At 48.2% G+C, this 17410-nt stretch carries 6 protein-coding genes; 5 read left to right on the top strand and 1 reads right to left on the bottom strand.

What is annotated here, in order from left to right; genetic code table 11:
• Nucleotides 1-514: 514 nt before the first annotated feature.
• From BM099_RS07305 to BM099_RS07315, 3 genes are all read left to right on the top strand, one after another.
• Entirely contained in the window at nucleotides 515-4027 is a 3513-nt protein-coding gene (locus BM099_RS07305; RefSeq protein ID WP_090726275.1) for an indolepyruvate ferredoxin oxidoreductase family protein, read from the top strand.
• Between the two features lie 35 nt (nucleotides 4028-4062).
• Nucleotides 4063-5127, top strand: coding sequence for a Leu/Phe/Val dehydrogenase (locus tag BM099_RS07310; protein WP_090726276.1), 1065 nt, complete (start codon nucleotides 4063-4065; stop codon nucleotides 5125-5127).
• A gap of 72 nt (nucleotides 5128-5199) precedes the next feature.
• The gene (locus tag BM099_RS07315; RefSeq protein ID WP_090726278.1) at nucleotides 5200-6588 is read left to right on the top strand and encodes a sodium-dependent transporter; all 1389 of its coding nucleotides are present in this window, start codon (nucleotides 5200-5202) and stop codon (nucleotides 6586-6588) included.
• A gap of 109 nt (nucleotides 6589-6697) precedes the next feature.
• On the opposite strand, the gene BM099_RS07320 is transcribed toward BM099_RS07315, so the two are convergent.
• A complete protein-coding gene (locus tag BM099_RS07320) occupies nucleotides 6698-8284 on the bottom strand; it encodes an SEL1-like repeat protein (protein WP_090726279.1) in 1587 nt (528 codons plus the stop codon).
• A 276-nt stretch (nucleotides 8285-8560) separates the two neighbouring features.
• Here BM099_RS07320 and BM099_RS07325 point away from each other — a divergent pair, with 276 nt between their 5' ends.
• Both BM099_RS07325 and BM099_RS07330 read left to right on the top strand, forming a co-directional pair.
• A complete protein-coding gene (locus BM099_RS07325) occupies nucleotides 8561-16081 on the top strand; it encodes a type I polyketide synthase (RefSeq protein WP_090726281.1) in 7521 nt (2506 codons plus the stop codon).
• Nucleotides 16078-17400 carry an aminotransferase class I/II-fold pyridoxal phosphate-dependent enzyme gene (locus tag BM099_RS07330; protein ID WP_090726283.1) on the top strand — a complete coding sequence of 441 codons (1323 nt, stop codon included), beginning with the start codon at nucleotides 16078-16080 and terminating at the stop codon, nucleotides 17398-17400. The genes BM099_RS07325 and BM099_RS07330 overlap by 4 nt, the downstream gene beginning before the upstream one ends.
• Nucleotides 17401-17410: the final 10 nt, after the last annotated feature.

Below are 17410 nucleotides of genomic sequence, written 5' to 3' on the forward strand. Positions count from 1 at the left end.
ACCTATTTATCAATACGTAGCACTTTCCCAATAAACCCTAATAAGCAACAACCCGCCCATAAATGAACATCTTACGTTAACGTCAACTAACTGTTGACCTTGATTAAAAGATAACCTATCTTTGCATCCATACTCCACAAGAGTAGTCATAACCTACCTGCCTAAAAGGCGGATAAAAAGACCGGAAAAAGCCCGGATAAAAATAACAAATCGTAAAACATTACTGAGATCCAGTATTTGTTTGAGGTATACCCAATGACAGCCCTACCGCATCAAACTTCCAGCTATTCTCGAATAAATTCAATCCATATACGGTTTTCTTAACGCCTGCTGTTTGCAGTTTTTGATCGTTTCTTTATTTAATTTTGCCTTTAACAAGGCTGAGAAACATCACCTGCCAATACAGACGTTAACCACTTAGGCGCGGCTTGCTGTTCATCAATCAAGCCTTCTGACAAGTGCTACCGATCAGCATTGACGTGATGTTTTCCGAGAATAGAACGGGAGTAGCTCCATGAAAGATGTATCTCTTAATGACAAGTGGGAATTAGACTCTGGACGCGTGTACCTGACAGGCAGCCAAGCCTTAGCAAGATTGCCTATGTTGCAGGCACAACGTGACAAACTTGACGGCTTAAATACCGCTGGTTTTATTTCAGGCTATCGTGGATCACCATTAGGCGGATTTGACAAAACCCTGTGGCAGGCAAAAAAATACCTGGCGACCCATAATATTTTCTTTCAGCCGGGTATTAATGAAGACCTGGGCGCTACATCGGTTTGGGGTTCTCAGCAGGTCAATGTATTTGAAGGCGCAAAATACGATGGCGTTTTCGGCCTCTGGTACGGCAAAGGCCCGGGGGTTGATCGCACCGGCGATGTATTAAAGCACGCCAATGCATTTGGTTCGTCTAAGTTTGGTGGTGTATTGGCGGTAGCCGGTGATGACCATGCATGTAAGTCATCTACCCTCCCCCATCAAAGCGATTATGCCTTCGTGGATGCCATGATACCGGTGCTATATCCCTCCGGTATTCAGGAAATGCTCGACTTCGGCATTTACGGCTGGGCAATGTCCCGCTATAGCGGTTGCTGGGTAGGCTTCAAAACACTGGCAGAACTACTCGACTCATCTATTTCAGCAGACCTGAATCTGGAACGGATTAAAATAGAGATCCCCGCTGATTTTGAATTACCCAGCGAAGGAATTAACGCTCGCTGGCCAGATAAGCCGATGCAGCAAGAAGCCCGCCTGCATACCTACAAATTAAAGGCAGCCGAAGCCTTCTGTCGTGCCAACAAGCTGGACAAAACCATTATTGACAGCCCCAAAGCACGTTTAGGCAAGGCACGTTTAGGCATAGTCACCACTGGCAAATCCTATATGGATGTGCTGCAAGCACTGGATGACTTAGGCATCACTCTCGACATGGCAAGCGAGCTGGGTATCAAGCTGTATAAAGTCGGCATGGTATGGCCACTGGAGCCGGTAGGCATTCGTGAATTTGCCAAAGACACACCTGAGCTATTATTAGTCGAAGAAAAACGCGGCATTATTGAAGACCAAATCAAAGATTATCTGTATAGCTGGCAGGACGATGCACGTCCACGCATCGTCGGCAAACGAGACGAGAATGGAAATGAGCTGCTAACCACACTAGGTGAACTAACACCGGCGATGATTGCCCGTGCCATCGCTTCCCGAATCGCACCTTTCTATCAGAGCGAGCAGGTCGCAGCCCGCTTAGCCTTCCTATGCGCTAAAGAAGCTGAGCTAGCACAACCTCGCTCTCTGGTTGAACGAACGCCTCACTTTTGCTCCGGTTGCCCGCATAACACCTCTACGGTTGTACCCGAAGGCAGCAAAGCGCTGGGCGGTATCGGTTGCCATTACATGGCCACCTGGATGGATCGCGGCACTGAAACCTTCACACAAATGGGCGGCGAAGGCGCCACCTGGATAGGCCAGGCTCCCTTCACTAATAATAAACATGTATTTCAGAACTTAGGTGACGGTACCTATTTTCATTCAGGCTTACTGGCGATCCGTGCAGCGATCGCTTCAGGCGTGAACATCACCTACAAAATCCTCTATAACGATGCGGTCGCCATGACCGGCGGACAACCTCTGGACGGCACACTGACCGTTCAACAGATCACCCATCAGCTGTTTGGTGAAGGCATACGTCGTCTGGCCATTGTCAGCGATGAGCCTTACAAATATCCAAGCCGCGCTGATTTCGCCGATGGTGTGACTTTCCACCATCGTGATGATCTCGACGCTGTACAACGCGAGCTACGCGACACTAAGGGCTGTACCGCACTCATCTATGACCAGACCTGCGCTGCTGAAAAACGCCGTCGTCGCAAACGCGGCCAGATGCCTGATCCGGATAAGCGCGTCGTGATTAACAGTGAAGTATGCGAAGGCTGTGGCGATTGCGGTGTGCAATCAAACTGTTTATCAGTTTTACCCAAAGCCACCGAGCGCGGTCGTAAGCGCCAGATTGACCAATCATCTTGTAATAAGGACTTCAGTTGCATCCGTGGTTTTTGTCCAAGCTTTGTCACCGTTAAAGGCGGCACTTTGCGCAAAGCCGCGGTGCTTGATGCGACACCGCCGTCAAACGGACTACCGGAACCTGTTGCCGCTAATATCAGCAAACCCTACAACATCTTACTCACCGGTGTAGGCGGAACAGGTGTGGTCACTGTTAGCGCATTACTCGGTATGGCAGGCCATCTGGAAGAAAAAGGCGTAGGCGTACTGGATCAGATCGGCCTTGCTCAAAAATTTGGTGCGGTGATGAGTCATATCCGTATCGCTCCAACCCAAGATCAATTACATACCGTACGAATTCCTGCGGGCGAAACAGACCTGTTAATCGGTTTTGACCTGATGGTCGGCGCCAGTGAAGAAGCGCTTGGCAAGCTCGATGGAAAACGCAGTTTTGCCATCATTAACAACCATGACACTATGCCAGCCGCCTTTACACGCAATCCTGACCTTCAGGTTCCAAACGAAGAGATGCAGGCGATTATTGAAGCGACAGCAAGAAAAGATGGCACCTTCTGTTTTGATGCGACCCAACTGGCAACCGACCTGATGGGTGATGGTATGGCAGTCAACCTATTTACGGTGGGTTATGCCTGCCAGAAAGGCTTGCTTCCTTTGCACAGAGAGTCAATCGAACAAGCGATCAAGCTGAACGGCGCATCCGTTGAAACCAACCTCAAAGCATTTTTATGGGGCCGTTGTGCGGCGCATAATATGGAACAGGTTGTCCAGACAGTGCATCCGGAACCGTCTGTACAAACAGTTCGCATGCTGCCTTCACTTGACGAACAAATTGCGATTGAAATGAAGCATCTCAGCGAATACCAAAGTGCAGCACTGGCACAGCGCTATCAGAAGCGGGTTGAGCAGTTCCGCAGGGTTGAAAAAGATAACACCAGGAAATCTCATATCAGTCGCGCCATCGCTGAAAATTACAGCAAAGTGCTGGCGTACAAGGATGAATATGAAGTGGCTCGCCAGCTCACCTCTGAAACATTCCGTCAACAACTGTCAGATCAGTTTGAAGGCGAGTTTGAACTAGAGTTCAATCTTGCTCCACCGCTGCTGGCCCGCAAAGATAAACACACAGGTCGGCCACGTAAACGCACCTTCAGCCAAAAAATACTCCCGGTATTCCGCTTGCTGGCAAAAATGAAGAGGCTGCGCGGCACACCATTCGACATCTTCAGCTGGAGTGAAGACCGTAAGCTGGAAAGACAGATCATCCGTGACTATGAAGCTGACATGGCTCTCATTGAAAAGGCATTGAGTGCAGATAATGGTAGCAACTTCGACCAGAGTCTCTACAGCACGGCACAGCAGCTGGCAGAAATACCTGCAACAATTCGCGGCTATGGCCCGGTAAAAGAAGCGAATTACCATAAAGCCCAGGAAAAACGCCTGATGCTACACAATCAATTACAGGCACCTACAGCGAGCATTTCTGAATTCGCGATGGGCCAAGCGTAATTGCTCAGATAAATTTTAAGGAAAACGAGGTTAATATGTCAGTTTTTAGTCACCCTGAATTTGATCTGCACGAACAGGTTAACTTTTTTCACGATGAAGCCACTGGCCTGAAAGCCATTGTGGCCATACATAACTCTAATCGCGGCCCGGCATTGGGCGGCTGCCGCATGTGGAATTATGCCAACGATGAAGATGCACTCACCGATGCGTTGCGCCTTTCCAAAGGCATGACCTATAAATCAGCTTTAGCCAACCTTGATCTGGGCGGCGGTAAATCCGTTATTATCGGCGACCCTCGTCAGCACAAAACCGAAGCTCTACTAGAGATGATGGGACGTTGCCTGGAAAGCCTGAGTGGCCGATACATTGCGGCGGAAGATTCCGGCACCAGTGTTGCAGACCTCAAAGTAATGGGGCGACATACACAGTATGTCGCCGGTATCACCGAGCATACAGGAATCGACGGCCAGCCATCCAATGGTGACCCGTCTCCTGCGACGGCCTACGGAACCTTCATCGGCCTTAAAGCCGCGGTAAAGCATCGGTTTGGGCGAGATGATCTGAACGGTTTATCGGTTGCTATCCAAGGGGTAGGCAATGTGGGTTACCGATTAGCAGAACACTTGAGGGCTGCGGGCGCAAAGCTTTATGTAACCGATATTCATCAGGACCAGGTCGATAAAGCCGTTAACTTATTAGGTGCGACAGCCGTTCATGCAGATGAAATCCTGTCACTGGATGTCGATGTACTCGCACCCTGTGCTCTGGGTGCAATTCTAAACGACAACAGCATAGCAGCCATCAAAGCCACGGTCATTGCCGGCGCGGCCAATAACCAGCTTGCCAGCGCTCGACACGACATGATGCTGAAACAACGCGGAATTTTGTACGCACCGGATTTTGCCATTAATGCAGGCGGCATTATCGATATTTTCTATGATCGTGTCGGCCACTCGCCGGAAAAAGTATCGCGCCATATCGAAACCATCGCAGAAACACTCGATGAGATCTTCCGTCGCAGCGACGCGACCGGCACTCCTTGCGGCATGATAGCCAATACACTGGCTGAAGAGCACTTCCTGAAGAAGATAACGGTATAAAAAAACAATCTACACAAAAGTAGAATAAGAATAAATGGAGATGTACTCGTGACTCAAACTAGTCAAACATACATGGAAGACGCTTCTGTTGCTGAAGCACGTAAAGATCATCCGATGTGGTCCTCCCGCTTTGCCTTTATTCTGGCAGCCAGCGGATCCGCTGTCGGATTAGGTAATATCTGGAAATTTCCTTACATCACAGGCGAAAATGGTGGCGGCGCCTTTGTGCTTGTTTATCTGTTGTGTATTGCCTTAATCGGTCTTCCGATCATGATTGCAGAAGTCACGATCGGCCGTCGGGGTGGCCGCAGCCCAATTAACTCGCTACGCATGTTAACCCACCGGGATGGATTATCATCACGCTGGACATGGATTGGCTGGATGGGTATCACTGCTTCTTTTTTAATCCTCTCCTTCTATTCTGTTATCGGTGGCTGGGCTTTAGCTTACGTTGGCCAATCCGCCAGCGGGGCTTTCTCCGGCGGCAATGCTGACAGTATTGGCGCTCTGTTTGGCGGACTGCTGGCTGATCCCTGGACATTGCTGGTATGGCACTCTGTTTTCATGGCGCTGGTCATCTTTATTGTTGCCCGCGGGATTCGCTCAGGTATGGAAAAAGCAATTAATATCCTGATGCCGCTGCTGTTTCTATTACTACTGGTAATGGTCGGTTATGCAATGAATAGCGGCGAGTTCTCTCAGGGGTTTGCTTTCCTGTTTCAGCCTGATTTCTCAAAGCTAACAACCGCAGGTATCTTAACGGCTTTGGGGCATGCATTTTTTACACTGAGCTTAGGCATGGGTGTGATGATGGCGTACGGTTCTTACCTGCCCAAAAATGTCTCTATTGTTAAAACGGCTGTCGCTGTTTCTGTTGTAGATACGGCTGTTGCTTTACTCGCTGGTCTTGCAATATTCCCGCTGGTTTTTGCCAACGGCCTTGAGCCAGGTTCAGGTCCGGGCCTTATCTTTCAAACACTACCCATGGCTTTCGGCCAGATGACGGGTGGAGTATTGTTCGGATCGCTGTTTTTTGGACTCTTAGTCATCGCCGCAGTTACGTCCGCTATCTCTTTGCTGGAGCCTGTTGTGGAATGGCTGGAAGAGCAAAAAGGGATCAGTCGCTTATCAGGCACATTAATGGGCGGCATCTCAATCTGGTTACTGGGTTTGCTGACCATCCTGTCTTTTAACGAATGGTCAAACGTTTACCCGCTCTCTTTTATTTCGGCTTTTGAGAGTAAAACCTTCTTTGATCTGCTTGATTATGTAACCGCCAATTTGATGATGCCATTAGGCGGCCTGTTCATCGCGATTTTTGTCGGTTGGTTTATGAACAAACAAGCGGTCGAAAACCAGTTGGATCTGAGCAACGATGTTGCCTTCAGCCTCTTTATGTTCGTGTTACGCTTTATCACACCTGCCGCTGTTTTGGTCGTGTTCATCAACAACCTGCTGTAGTCGATGTACCAGAGCCACTGACTAATAGAAGCACTCACAGATAAGGGGCCGTAAAGGCCCCTTGATTACTCTTTGTTATTTGTCTTTTGTTGATTAACCAATACGAAAATCAGGGACTAATATCATAGCTACGGCGTAAATCACCAAAAGTCCGGATCCAGTAACCGGCTTTCTGCACGGCGTCGGGTAACGTTTTAGCCACCTGTTTACTAGTCCGGTTATTAGGGTACTTACCGTAAAGCAGGATGTAACGAGACTCACCATCCTTCAGTGCATGAATATAGTAGGCATCATGATCAAGATTGTGGCTCTTTATATATTTAAAAATCCCGTCCAGGTGTGTTGATTGTACTAACTGTATGGTATATCGCATTTCCGGCTGCTTATTGATCCAGCCGGCATCACGTGCATAATTATGCGCCCCTGCGCTTTGACTGGTTGAAGCCAGTTTGGCCTTTTCAGATGCCCGCTGTGATGCTGCCGCCTGTTGTTGATTTGCCTGTTCATTCTGCAGTTGAGCCTCCTGTTCAGCCGCTACAACCAACTGATCTTCAAGCGCTTGCTGATCCACTCCAGGCAGTCGATTCGCAGATTCAATCACCGCAATGTCAGGCACAGAAACGGTAGACACTGAAACACTCGTGTCAGATTCTTTCATGTCAGAAACGACCGACTGAACATCCGCCGGATGACTCATAGCCTGGTGAGTAACAGCCGGGGATACGGATACAGGAGAAGATATCAGTTCTTCTGACTGATCATTGACATCCACCCCTTGCGATGTCGTCACTATCACCTCCGCAGGGGCGGATGGATTCCCCCCTCCTGTATTGGGCAGTGAGGGTAAGATTGATAAAAACCGCTCTAATAGACTACTGCTTTTTTGTAACTCTTTTTCTAACTCTTTTTCTGCCTCAATCTGTGCTTCTTTTTGTGCATCTTGGTACGCTTCTTCCTGTAAAGACGGTAGCGACTCAATGCTGATTACCGACCGTTCCGCAACGACAGGTTGGCTCGACTGATAGGCCGGTTGAGAAGTTGATTGAGAAGTTGATTGAGAAGCTGATTGAGAGATCGGTTCAAATACCCCCGGATCCTGTTTTACCTGTATACGAGTCAACAGTTCCTTGCTTTTCTCAAACCCGGCAGCAACACCTGATTCCGACAACTCCTGCGCTTTACGATAATTCTGCGGAACTCCCATTCCATAGTAATATAACTCTGCAAGACGATGATTTGCATAAAGATTTCCTCCGTCAGCGGCACGTTTAAACAGAACAGCACTGCGGGCGGCATCGGTATCCACCAGCAAAATACCCAAGGCTAACTCAGCATCATGACTGCCATTATTTGCGGCGCGATTTAACCATGCCAGGCCAGCTGATATATTTCTCTGATTACCTTTACCTTCTAATAAAAATAAAGCTATTTTAAGCTGCGCTTCAGGGCTATTTTGCATAGCTGCATTACAATACCACTCAAAAGCCTGGCCATTATCCTGGCTGACACCTTCACCAAACTCATAATTTTGACCTAAACGCATGCTAGCAACCGAACCAACAGACGCGATAATGCTCATGCTGTTATCAGCACGACAACTCAATGGTTTGGTTTGATCAGAAGCCGTTGATAAATTACTGGAGCACGCCATCAGCGCGCTGAACAAGAGAACACTCGTTTTGAATGATGACTGCACTGCGTTCTATTCCATTTCCACTCGAATACTCGGAGAAAAACTTATATGCGCCAATCCTACAGCGAGACGATTTACAAGGCTACAACCGTTAGAGCAAAAGCGCATAAGTAATTCCTTATATTAACAGTTAAGGACAGAATAGGCTGAAACACAATGTCACACAGCGCCTTAGCCTTAAAAAAACTCTCCGGCCATACTCAAAAACGGCTGAATAAATAACTGATTTTGCGTAGAATAGTGTCAGATTTTTTTACTATAGAGTACGAGCTGAGATTTATGGAAAAGCGCATTGCTATTATCGGAACTTCATTTAGGTTTCCTGGCTCGCCGGACAACACCTTATGGGAGAACCTTTTAGACAACAAGGATTTGGTCACCCATGTAGAAGATGGCCGCTGGTCTTTTGATGCGTATCAGCACCCTGACAAGAAACACCCAGGCACCAGTTACACATTTGCAGCAGGATCTATCGGTGATGTCTCCGGCTTTGATGCAGGTTTTTTTGGTATTTCTCCGCGTGAAGCAGCCCTTATCGACCCTCAACAAAGAATCCTGCTTGAACTTGCGTGGGAAGCAATCGAAAGCACAGGAAAGGCTCCCTCAAGCTTAAGAGGCAGTGACTGCGGCGTTTTTATCGGCATTTCCGGATCAGACTACGCCTATCGTTTCGCTGAAGATCTGACAATTGGCGATTCCTCTATCTCGACGGGTAACACTTCCAGTATTGCCGCCAACCGTATTTCATATCAATTTGACCTGCATGGCCCAAGTTTAGCTATAGATACCGCATGTTCTTCATCGATGGTTGCGTTTCATCAGGCATGCCAGGCTATTCGCACCGGTGAAATACAACAAGCACTGACCGGCGGCATATGTCTGCATCTTCACCCATATGGTTTCATCGCTTTTGCCAAGGCGACGATGTTGTCACCTACAGGCAGATGTCAGGTTTTTGATGAAGCCGGTGATGGTTATGTTCGATCAGAAGGCGGCGGCCTTTTCTTTATTAAAGATTATGACGCAGCTATCCGCGATGGTGACACAGTACTGGCGATCGTAGCCGCTTCAGCGGTTAACACGGATGGCTACAAATCAGGACTAACCCTACCAAATCCTGATGCTCAGGCAAGCCTACTGGAAGCTACTTATAGAAAAGCTGGCGTTTCCGCCGATCAGATTGATTATCTTGAAGCACACGGTACCGGCACGGCTGTTGGCGACCCAATCGAAACCCGCGCCATCAGCAACGCGCTAGGCAAACACCGCAGTACACCACTGCCTATTGGTTCTGTAAAAAGTAATGTGGGACACATGGAAACGGCCTCAGGGGTGGCGGGCCTGGCCAAAGCGCTATATTCATTACAGCATCGTATGGTTCCGGCGACTATCAGCATGAAAAACCCCAACCCTAATATCCATTTTGATGAATGGAATATCCGGGTTGTCACGCAGAACATGCCATTACCGCAAACCGGCACACTGACGATTGGTGTCAATTCATTTGGTTTTGGTGGTGCTAACGCACACGTTATTTTACAGACGCCGCCACCATTAGCGGTAAGCAAACCTGATGAGTCTTTACTTGAAAACGATCGTTCATTGCCATTAATTATAAGCGGCCGTGATATCCAGGCACTGCACAGTAGCGTTAAACAGACGATTTTACTGTTGGAATCAACAGACACCACATTTTATGATCTGGCCTATCACTACTTTTTCCGCAAAGAGCGCCACCCTATTGCACATGCCATCTGGGCAGATAGTAAAGAAACCGCACTGGCTAAGTTACAATCATTGCTAACAGAAGAAACGCCCGCTATCCATCTGGACAAACCGAAATCTGATATCTCATTTGTCTATTCAGGTAATGGCTGCCAATGGGAAACCATGGGACGTACATTACTGGACTCTTCAGCTGTTTTCCGCGATACCATTAAAACAATCGATGCCATTTTCGAACCACTGGCTGGTTTTTCACTACACGACGAACTGGCTGGAAAGAATGGAAGCAACCGTTTCTCGCAAACAGAAATTGCACAACCTGCCTTATTCGCTCTTCAGGTAGGCTTAACAGAGATATTCAAAGCCCAGCATATTTTACCCAAAGTAGTCACGGGCCATAGTGTCGGCGAAGTCGCTGCTGCCTGGGCGTGTGGCGCACTGACACTCACTGATGCCATTCATGTTATTTACTATCGCAGTAAATATCAGGGGCTGACAGCGGGACGCGGGCAAATGACCGCCGTTGGTTTAGATGCTGACACCACGTTAGCTTTGATAAATGAGCATCAACTTGACCGTATAGAACTGGCCGGCATCAATAGTTATCGGGGCGTCACGGTTGCTGGCGATCCCGAACAACTATCACTGTTAGAAGCAGCACTCAAAGCACAAGGTGCTTTTGTCCGTCGCTTGCCGCTCAACTATGCCTTTCATAGCTCTGCTATGGATAGCATTGAAAGCCAAGTAACGGACAGCCTCGCCTCTATTCAGGCGGGTAACAGCACCCTTCCCTTCTTTTCAACGGTAACCGGCGCTGAGCTTTCAGGCACAGAATTAAATGCACGCTACTGGTGGGACAACATCAGAAAACCCGTACAGTTCCAGCCCGCTATCGATGCACTTATCTCACAAGGCATCACAACTTTTATCGAAATCGCGGCGCACCCGGTCCTTAAAAGTTATCTGAATGATGAGTTGAAAAATACCGGACATGAAGGTTTAGTACTCGCAACCGTCACTAAAAATAACGACTCTCTTAAAAATATAGAGAGAACATCAGCCAACGTTATTCTGGCAGCATCGCCGAATCAGGCGACTGAAATAGCACAACTGTTTCCTGTCACCGGAACCCCGGTGAGTCTTCCTGCTTACCCCTGGCAGAGAGAACGCTTCTGGCATAAGACAACGGCTGAAGCCAGCGGCATGCTAACCCGCGATTTACAACACCCATTGCTCGGGTATCCCGTAAAACAGATCGACAACACCTGGGAAAACACACTCGATACCGGTGCTCATCCCTGGCTGACAGATCATGCGGTAGGCGATAACATTGTGTTTCCCGGTGCAGGATTCGCCGAAGTCATGTTTGCTGCTATTCATTTAACCACCAGCAAATCAAACACGCCAAAAACGGTTATCGAGCTTGAAGAGTTTGAGATTAAAACCCCGCTATTACTGGATGATAATAGCTGTAAAAAAATCCGAACCACGTTAAACCCTGAGACGGGACAAATAACCATAAAGAGCCGCGAATATGTGACAGGCGAAACCTGGACACCCAATGCAAGCGGCCGCTACCTTAAAGCCCCAACTGAATTACATCTGTCAGAACAGGCGCCGACTTTACCGGATAGCGATGCAGACTTCACTCTGGACACACATCTTGCGTTAAACAAGGCAGCAGGCCTGAATTACGGCCCGGCTTTTCAGAGCATAAGCCATGGTTGGGTCAGCCCCTCTGAAGTACTGGCCGTGTTCGTGCCACAGCAACACCCTGAATACACCCTGCACCCGGGACAACTCGACTGTGCGTTCCAGCTGATCATCCACTTCCTTAAAGATCAGTTGGCAACCCATCAGGGGATTGCCTATGTGCCAACCAAAATTGGCCGTATATTTGTACGCAGTGGCAAATATAAATTACATACCGCCAAAGCCTGTTTGCAAAAGCGTTCTCCGCATTCAATTACCGCTTCTTTTTCTTTGTTTGATGAAAATGGCTTACAGATTGCGGCTCTTGAGGAAGCACGCTTTCGAGCAGTGCGTGTTAACAAAAGCGCAGCTCAGCGTGTCGACTTTCTTGATTATCAGCTTACAGCAGTGCCTGATCGGGCATCCAATCCTGTTATACAGGCGGATATAACAACGCTGTTTAGCAAAACACTGAGTGAAGCGTCATCGGCCAAATCGCAACAATACATGCAGGAAATAGAGCCTCTGTTTGAAGCATTGATCAGCGCTTTTGTCTATGAGACGCTCAGCAAGCTTGAACAAGAAAACAACTTAACATCGGCCTATAAAGAACAGCTAAGCCTTTCACACCCTGAAGCCGCCCACCTGTTTGCTTATATCATCCATTACGCGCTTGAGCGCGACATGATCACAGCCACAGATAACGCCTGGCAAGTGATAACGCAAAACGATGACGACATCATACCCTCTGATGTTATCTGGCAAATGATGGCACGTGATTACCCTGATTATTTTTTCATCACCCAGACACTGGGTCGTTTTGGCTTGCACCTTGAGTCATTACTGAATGCGCAGCAGACAACAGAACAGTTAGGCTTTGGCATCGAAACCTATAGTCAGTTATTAGAAGCACGCCATAACTCATTGATTACAAATCATATTAGCGAACAGTTATCCTCACTGATTGAAGCACAAACCAATCAGCATCCAGGCCAACGCATTCGTATTCTTGAAGCGGCTATTGATGCGCCCGAGTTTGCGCGACAAATCTGCAGTAAACTGAACTTTACGCGCAATGACTATACCTTTTGCAGCCTGAACCAGGATGCTATTGAAAAAGCAGAACACCTGCAGGAAGATTATCCCCTGCTCAACACTCAACAGCTATTGGATTTAGAGGCCGACACCTGCCTGCAGCATCAAATCGTTATTATTAACCTGAATGGTGCCTGCCAAAATAATCTTGGAATCTTCATGCGACACCTCGACATGGTGATGGCCGATAACGCTTTAGTATTGCTGATCGCGCCGACGCCGGCAGACTGGATTAATGTGCTTATGTCGGGCACTGCACACTGGTGGCCTGAACAAAATCGTCCGCAACACAGCGCGACAGAATGGACTGAAATCTTTTCCGAATTCGGCTTACAAAACCTGCAGGTAATTGAAAGTTATAATGATACGCCCGTCAGTGTCATGGCGGGTCAGGCGCCAAGTAAAGCAAAAGCCACAACCACAGCAGCAGCGCAGTCATGGCTAATTATGCATGACGAAGCGACGCCAGAGTGGCTGAACAGCACAGAAGCACACTTTGCTGAAGAAAAAATATCAGCTCAGCGCTACAGCAGCTCAACAAGTTCACTGCTGACAACAGACGAGTCTGATCTACAGTCCTTATGGGATGAAAAGCAACATGACAACATTCTGTTTCTGTCAGGACTGCAGCCACAAAGCTGTTTCGAAGAACTGACGGCCAGATGCAAAGCATTAAATAAGCTATTCAATGCCGCCGAAAGAAGTAGCAACCCCGTAACACTATGGGTGGTGACTTACGGCGTAGCCAATACGTATCTTTGCGACGATCCCAATGCGCAATTTGATGAGCGCCTAACCGCTGACGATGCAGCCTTATGGGGCTTCGCCCGCACTCTGATGAATGAAGCAACACACGTTGAAATCCGCCTGATTGATATTGCTTCACTCGCCGGGTCAGAGGCTATTCTAAAAACGCTTCAGGCGGAGCTCCTTAGCCCTAGCGTCGAAGCAGAGCTGTTTATTGATCAACTGGGGCGTCGTTATGCACCACGACTGAGAAAAGGCAAACTGATTAGTGATGACGACAACCGCTTAGCGGACACGTCAAAACACGACTTTTATCTGGGATTTGAATTACCGGGTCAGTTAAAAAATCTGCACTGGTTCACAAAACCCACACCACAGTTATCCGCTGCGGACATTCGGGTTGATGTGAAAGCCACCGGACTTAACTTCCGCGATATTATGTATACGCTCGGGTTACTCTCCGATGAAGCTATCGAAAATGGCTTCGCAGGACCAACACTTGGCTTTGAGTTTGCTGGCAGAGTCACGGAAGTCGGCAATGACGTACAAGATTACGCCATAGGTGACTTAGTCGTTGGTTTCGGGCCGGCCAGTTTCAGTAATTCGGTTATTACCCAAAGCAGTGCTATTGCGCATATACCGCAAGGGATAAGCTTTGAAGCCGCGGCAACTATCCCGAGTACGTTCTTTACCGTTTACTATGCGATGCACCATCTGGCACGTGTGGAGCCAGGAGAAAAAGTTCTGATCCACGGTGCTGCCGGAGGTGTGGGGATCGCCGCTATTCAGATCGCCCAATGGCTGGGTGCCGAGATCTATGCAACCGTTGGCTCTGATAGCAAGCGCGACTTCCTACGGATGATGGGCGTCAAGCATATCTACGATTCACGTTCTCTGACCTTCGCCGAAGAGATCTTGCTGGTAACCGAAGAGCGCGGCGTTGATGTCGTGCTCAACTCACTGGCAGGCGAAGCGATCAATCAGAACTTTCGGGTACTGAAACCTTTTGGCCGCTTTCTGGAGCTGGGTAAACGTGATTTCTATGAAAATACACACATAGGTTTACGTCCTTTCCGTAACAACATTAGCTATTTCGGTATTGATGCCGATCAGCTGATGCAGGAAAAACCGGTTCTCACCCACCGCTTATTCCAGGAGATGATGCAGCTCTTTAAGGATGGAACACTGTTTCCGCTACCTTACACCCGCTTTGATGCTAACCAAATTGTTGATGCATTCCGTTTCATGCAACAAGCAAAACAAATTGGTAAAATCGTCGTCTCATACGAACAAGAAGTGGTAAGCAAAACACTGAATAAGTCGAAGCCGAATAAACAGCAGCTTTCTTTATCCGGGCAGAGCGCATCAAAACAGGGCTCATCAAAACTGGACTCATCTAACCAAGCCAGCTATCTGGTGACCGGCGGGTTAGGCGGTTTTGGCTTAAAAACAGCGCAATGGTTAGTATCCCGGGGTGCCACACACCTGATACTTATCAGCCGCAGCGGTCCTCACTCCGATGAAGCAAAACAAGCACTGGCCGCCTTTAAAGAGCAAGGTGTAACGGTAATGGCACAAGCCTGTGATGTCAGCAACCGTGATGCATTATCCAGCTTGCTCGCACTCGCCAGCGAACAGATGCCACCGATCAAAGGCGTGGTACATGCCGCTGCTGTGATAGAAGACAGCATCGCAAGCAACTTGAGCGCCGAACAGATTGATCGTGTTCTGACACCTAAAATAGCCGGTGCAAAATGGTTGGATGAACTGACAGATGATCTCGATCTGGAGTTTTTTGTGCTTTACTCCTCCGCCACAACCTTGCTGGGTAACCCTGGACAAAGTAGCTATGTTGCCGCCAACCATTGGCTTGAGGCATTAACAGCTAACCGCAGAAAACGAGGAAAAGTAGCCACCTGCCCTCGTTGGGGCGCGATAGACGATGTCGGTTTCCTTGCCCGTAATGAAAAAATCAAAGATGCGCTGCAAAGTCGTATCGGTGGACATGCCCTTGCATCTGATCTGGCACTGGAAGCACTGGAACAAATGATCATCAACGATGTAGGTAATATGGGTGTGCTTGAGTTTGACTGGGCACCCTTGAAGCGCTTCCTGCCAAGCTCTGACCAGGCAAAATTCCGCGAAATCGCTTTAAGCAGCCATGATAGCGATCACGAAGACGACAACCGCTTAGAGATAACCGAACTGCTGGCCATGAGTGATGCCGAGCTAACTGACACCATTTTAGATCTGCTAAGATCAAAACTAAGCCAGATCCTGATGATTTCAGAAGAAAAGCTGGATATTAACCGCTCGATGTACGACATGGGTCTGGATTCTTTAATGGGTGTCGAGCTGATGTCTGCCATTGAGTCACTCTTAGGTGTCACTATCTCCGTCATGGCGCTGAGTGAAACCCCGACACTGTCAAAATTAAGTGAGCGCCTGGTTGCACAGCTGCGCGGGGAACATCAAGAGAGTGATGATATGACCAAACACATCACCAGCCAACACACGGCTAAGGAAGACCTGCCCGCATGACATCTTTAAATTTGGCAAAAAGCCTTAAGCAAAAACTCATTCAGCAAACGCTGGAGAAAAAGCTAAAGAAAGCTGAGTCTGAAGGCTGGAAGCCTACACCACAACAAACCAGTAGCAGTGCTTTTAATAAGCACTGCCAATTTGATCAGCACCCTGGTTACAAGCAGCTGCAGATAATAAAAAATGGAGCAAAATCATTAGGTGTTCCCAGCCCTTTCTTTAAGATTCATCAAGGCGTTGCGGGAGCCACCAGCATCATTGATGACCAAGAGGTCATCAACTTTGCCAGTTATAACTACCTGAACCTGTCCGGACATCCTGAAGTTAATCAGGCCGCTATCGATGCTATTCATCAATACGGTACGTCGGTCTCCGCCAGCCGAATTGTTTCTGGAGAGCGCCCGATCCATCAGGAATTGGAAGCGGCAATTGCCGCCACCTATGAGGTCGAAGATGCCCTGGTCTACGTTAGCGGGCATGCTACCAACGTTTCAACCATCGGTTATCTTTTCGGCCCTAAAGACCTGATCATTCACGATGAATACATTCATAACAGTTCAGTTGTCGGCTCACAGTTATCAGGTGCGAAACGTATACCCTTTGCTCATAATGATCTGGATGCGCTGGAAAAAATACTGACAGAAAACAGGCATCAATTCGAACAAGTACTGATTGTTGTAGAAGGACTCTACAGTATGGATGGAGACTACCCCGACTTAGCCCGGTTAGTCGACATTAAGCAACAACATCATGCTTTCCTGATGGTCGATGAAGCACACTCATTTGGTGTTCTCGGGGCCAGCGGCAAAGGCCTGCGTGAAGAAGCTCATGTTGCAGGGCAAGATGTCGATATTTGGATGGGCACTTTAAGCAAAACATTATCAGGCTGCGGCGGATATATTGCCGGCAGTTCCGCTCTGATTGAAAATCTGCGCTACCTGTCACCGGGTTTTCTCTATAGCGTTGGTTTACCGGCGCCAACAGCCGCCGCCGCGCTGGCATCACTGCAGATCATTCAGAAAGAACCACAACGAATTCAAAAGCTTAAAAGCATCTCTCAAAGCTTTATCAGACAAGCGAAAGCGATGGGGTTTAACACCGGCGACAGCGTCGGCATGGCGGTTATTCCGATTATCCTGGGCAGCTCGGTAAAAGCAGCCAACGCCTCTGCCGCATTACTGGAAAAAGGCATTAATGTGCAGCCGATACTCTATCCGGCGGTTCCGGAAAGAAGTGCCAGGCTGCGCTTTTTCCTGTCCTCTGAACATACAGAAGAACAGATCAAATTGACGCTAAACACACTCAAAACGCTTCTTTAATACTTTTTGA

The organism is Neptunomonas qingdaonensis (assembly GCF_900113275.1).
GTDB classification, from domain to species: Bacteria; Pseudomonadota; Gammaproteobacteria; order Pseudomonadales; family Balneatricaceae; genus Neptunomonas; species Neptunomonas qingdaonensis.

Excerpts from the sequence above, each read along its gene's own strand:
- BM099_RS07305 (WP_090726275.1), top strand. The coding sequence starts at position 515 with ATGAAAGATGTATCTCTTAATGACAAGTGGGAATTAGACTCTGGACGC.
- BM099_RS07310 (WP_090726276.1), top strand. The coding sequence starts at position 4,063 with ATGTCAGTTTTTAGTCACCCTGAATTTGATCTGCACGAACAGGTTAAC.
- BM099_RS07315 (WP_090726278.1), top strand. The coding sequence starts at position 5,200 with ATGGAAGACGCTTCTGTTGCTGAAGCACGTAAAGATCATCCGATGTGG.
- BM099_RS07325 (WP_090726281.1), top strand. The coding sequence starts at position 8,561 with ATGGAAAAGCGCATTGCTATTATCGGAACTTCATTTAGGTTTCCTGGC.
- BM099_RS07330 (WP_090726283.1), top strand. The coding sequence starts at position 16,078 with ATGACATCTTTAAATTTGGCAAAAAGCCTTAAGCAAAAACTCATTCAG.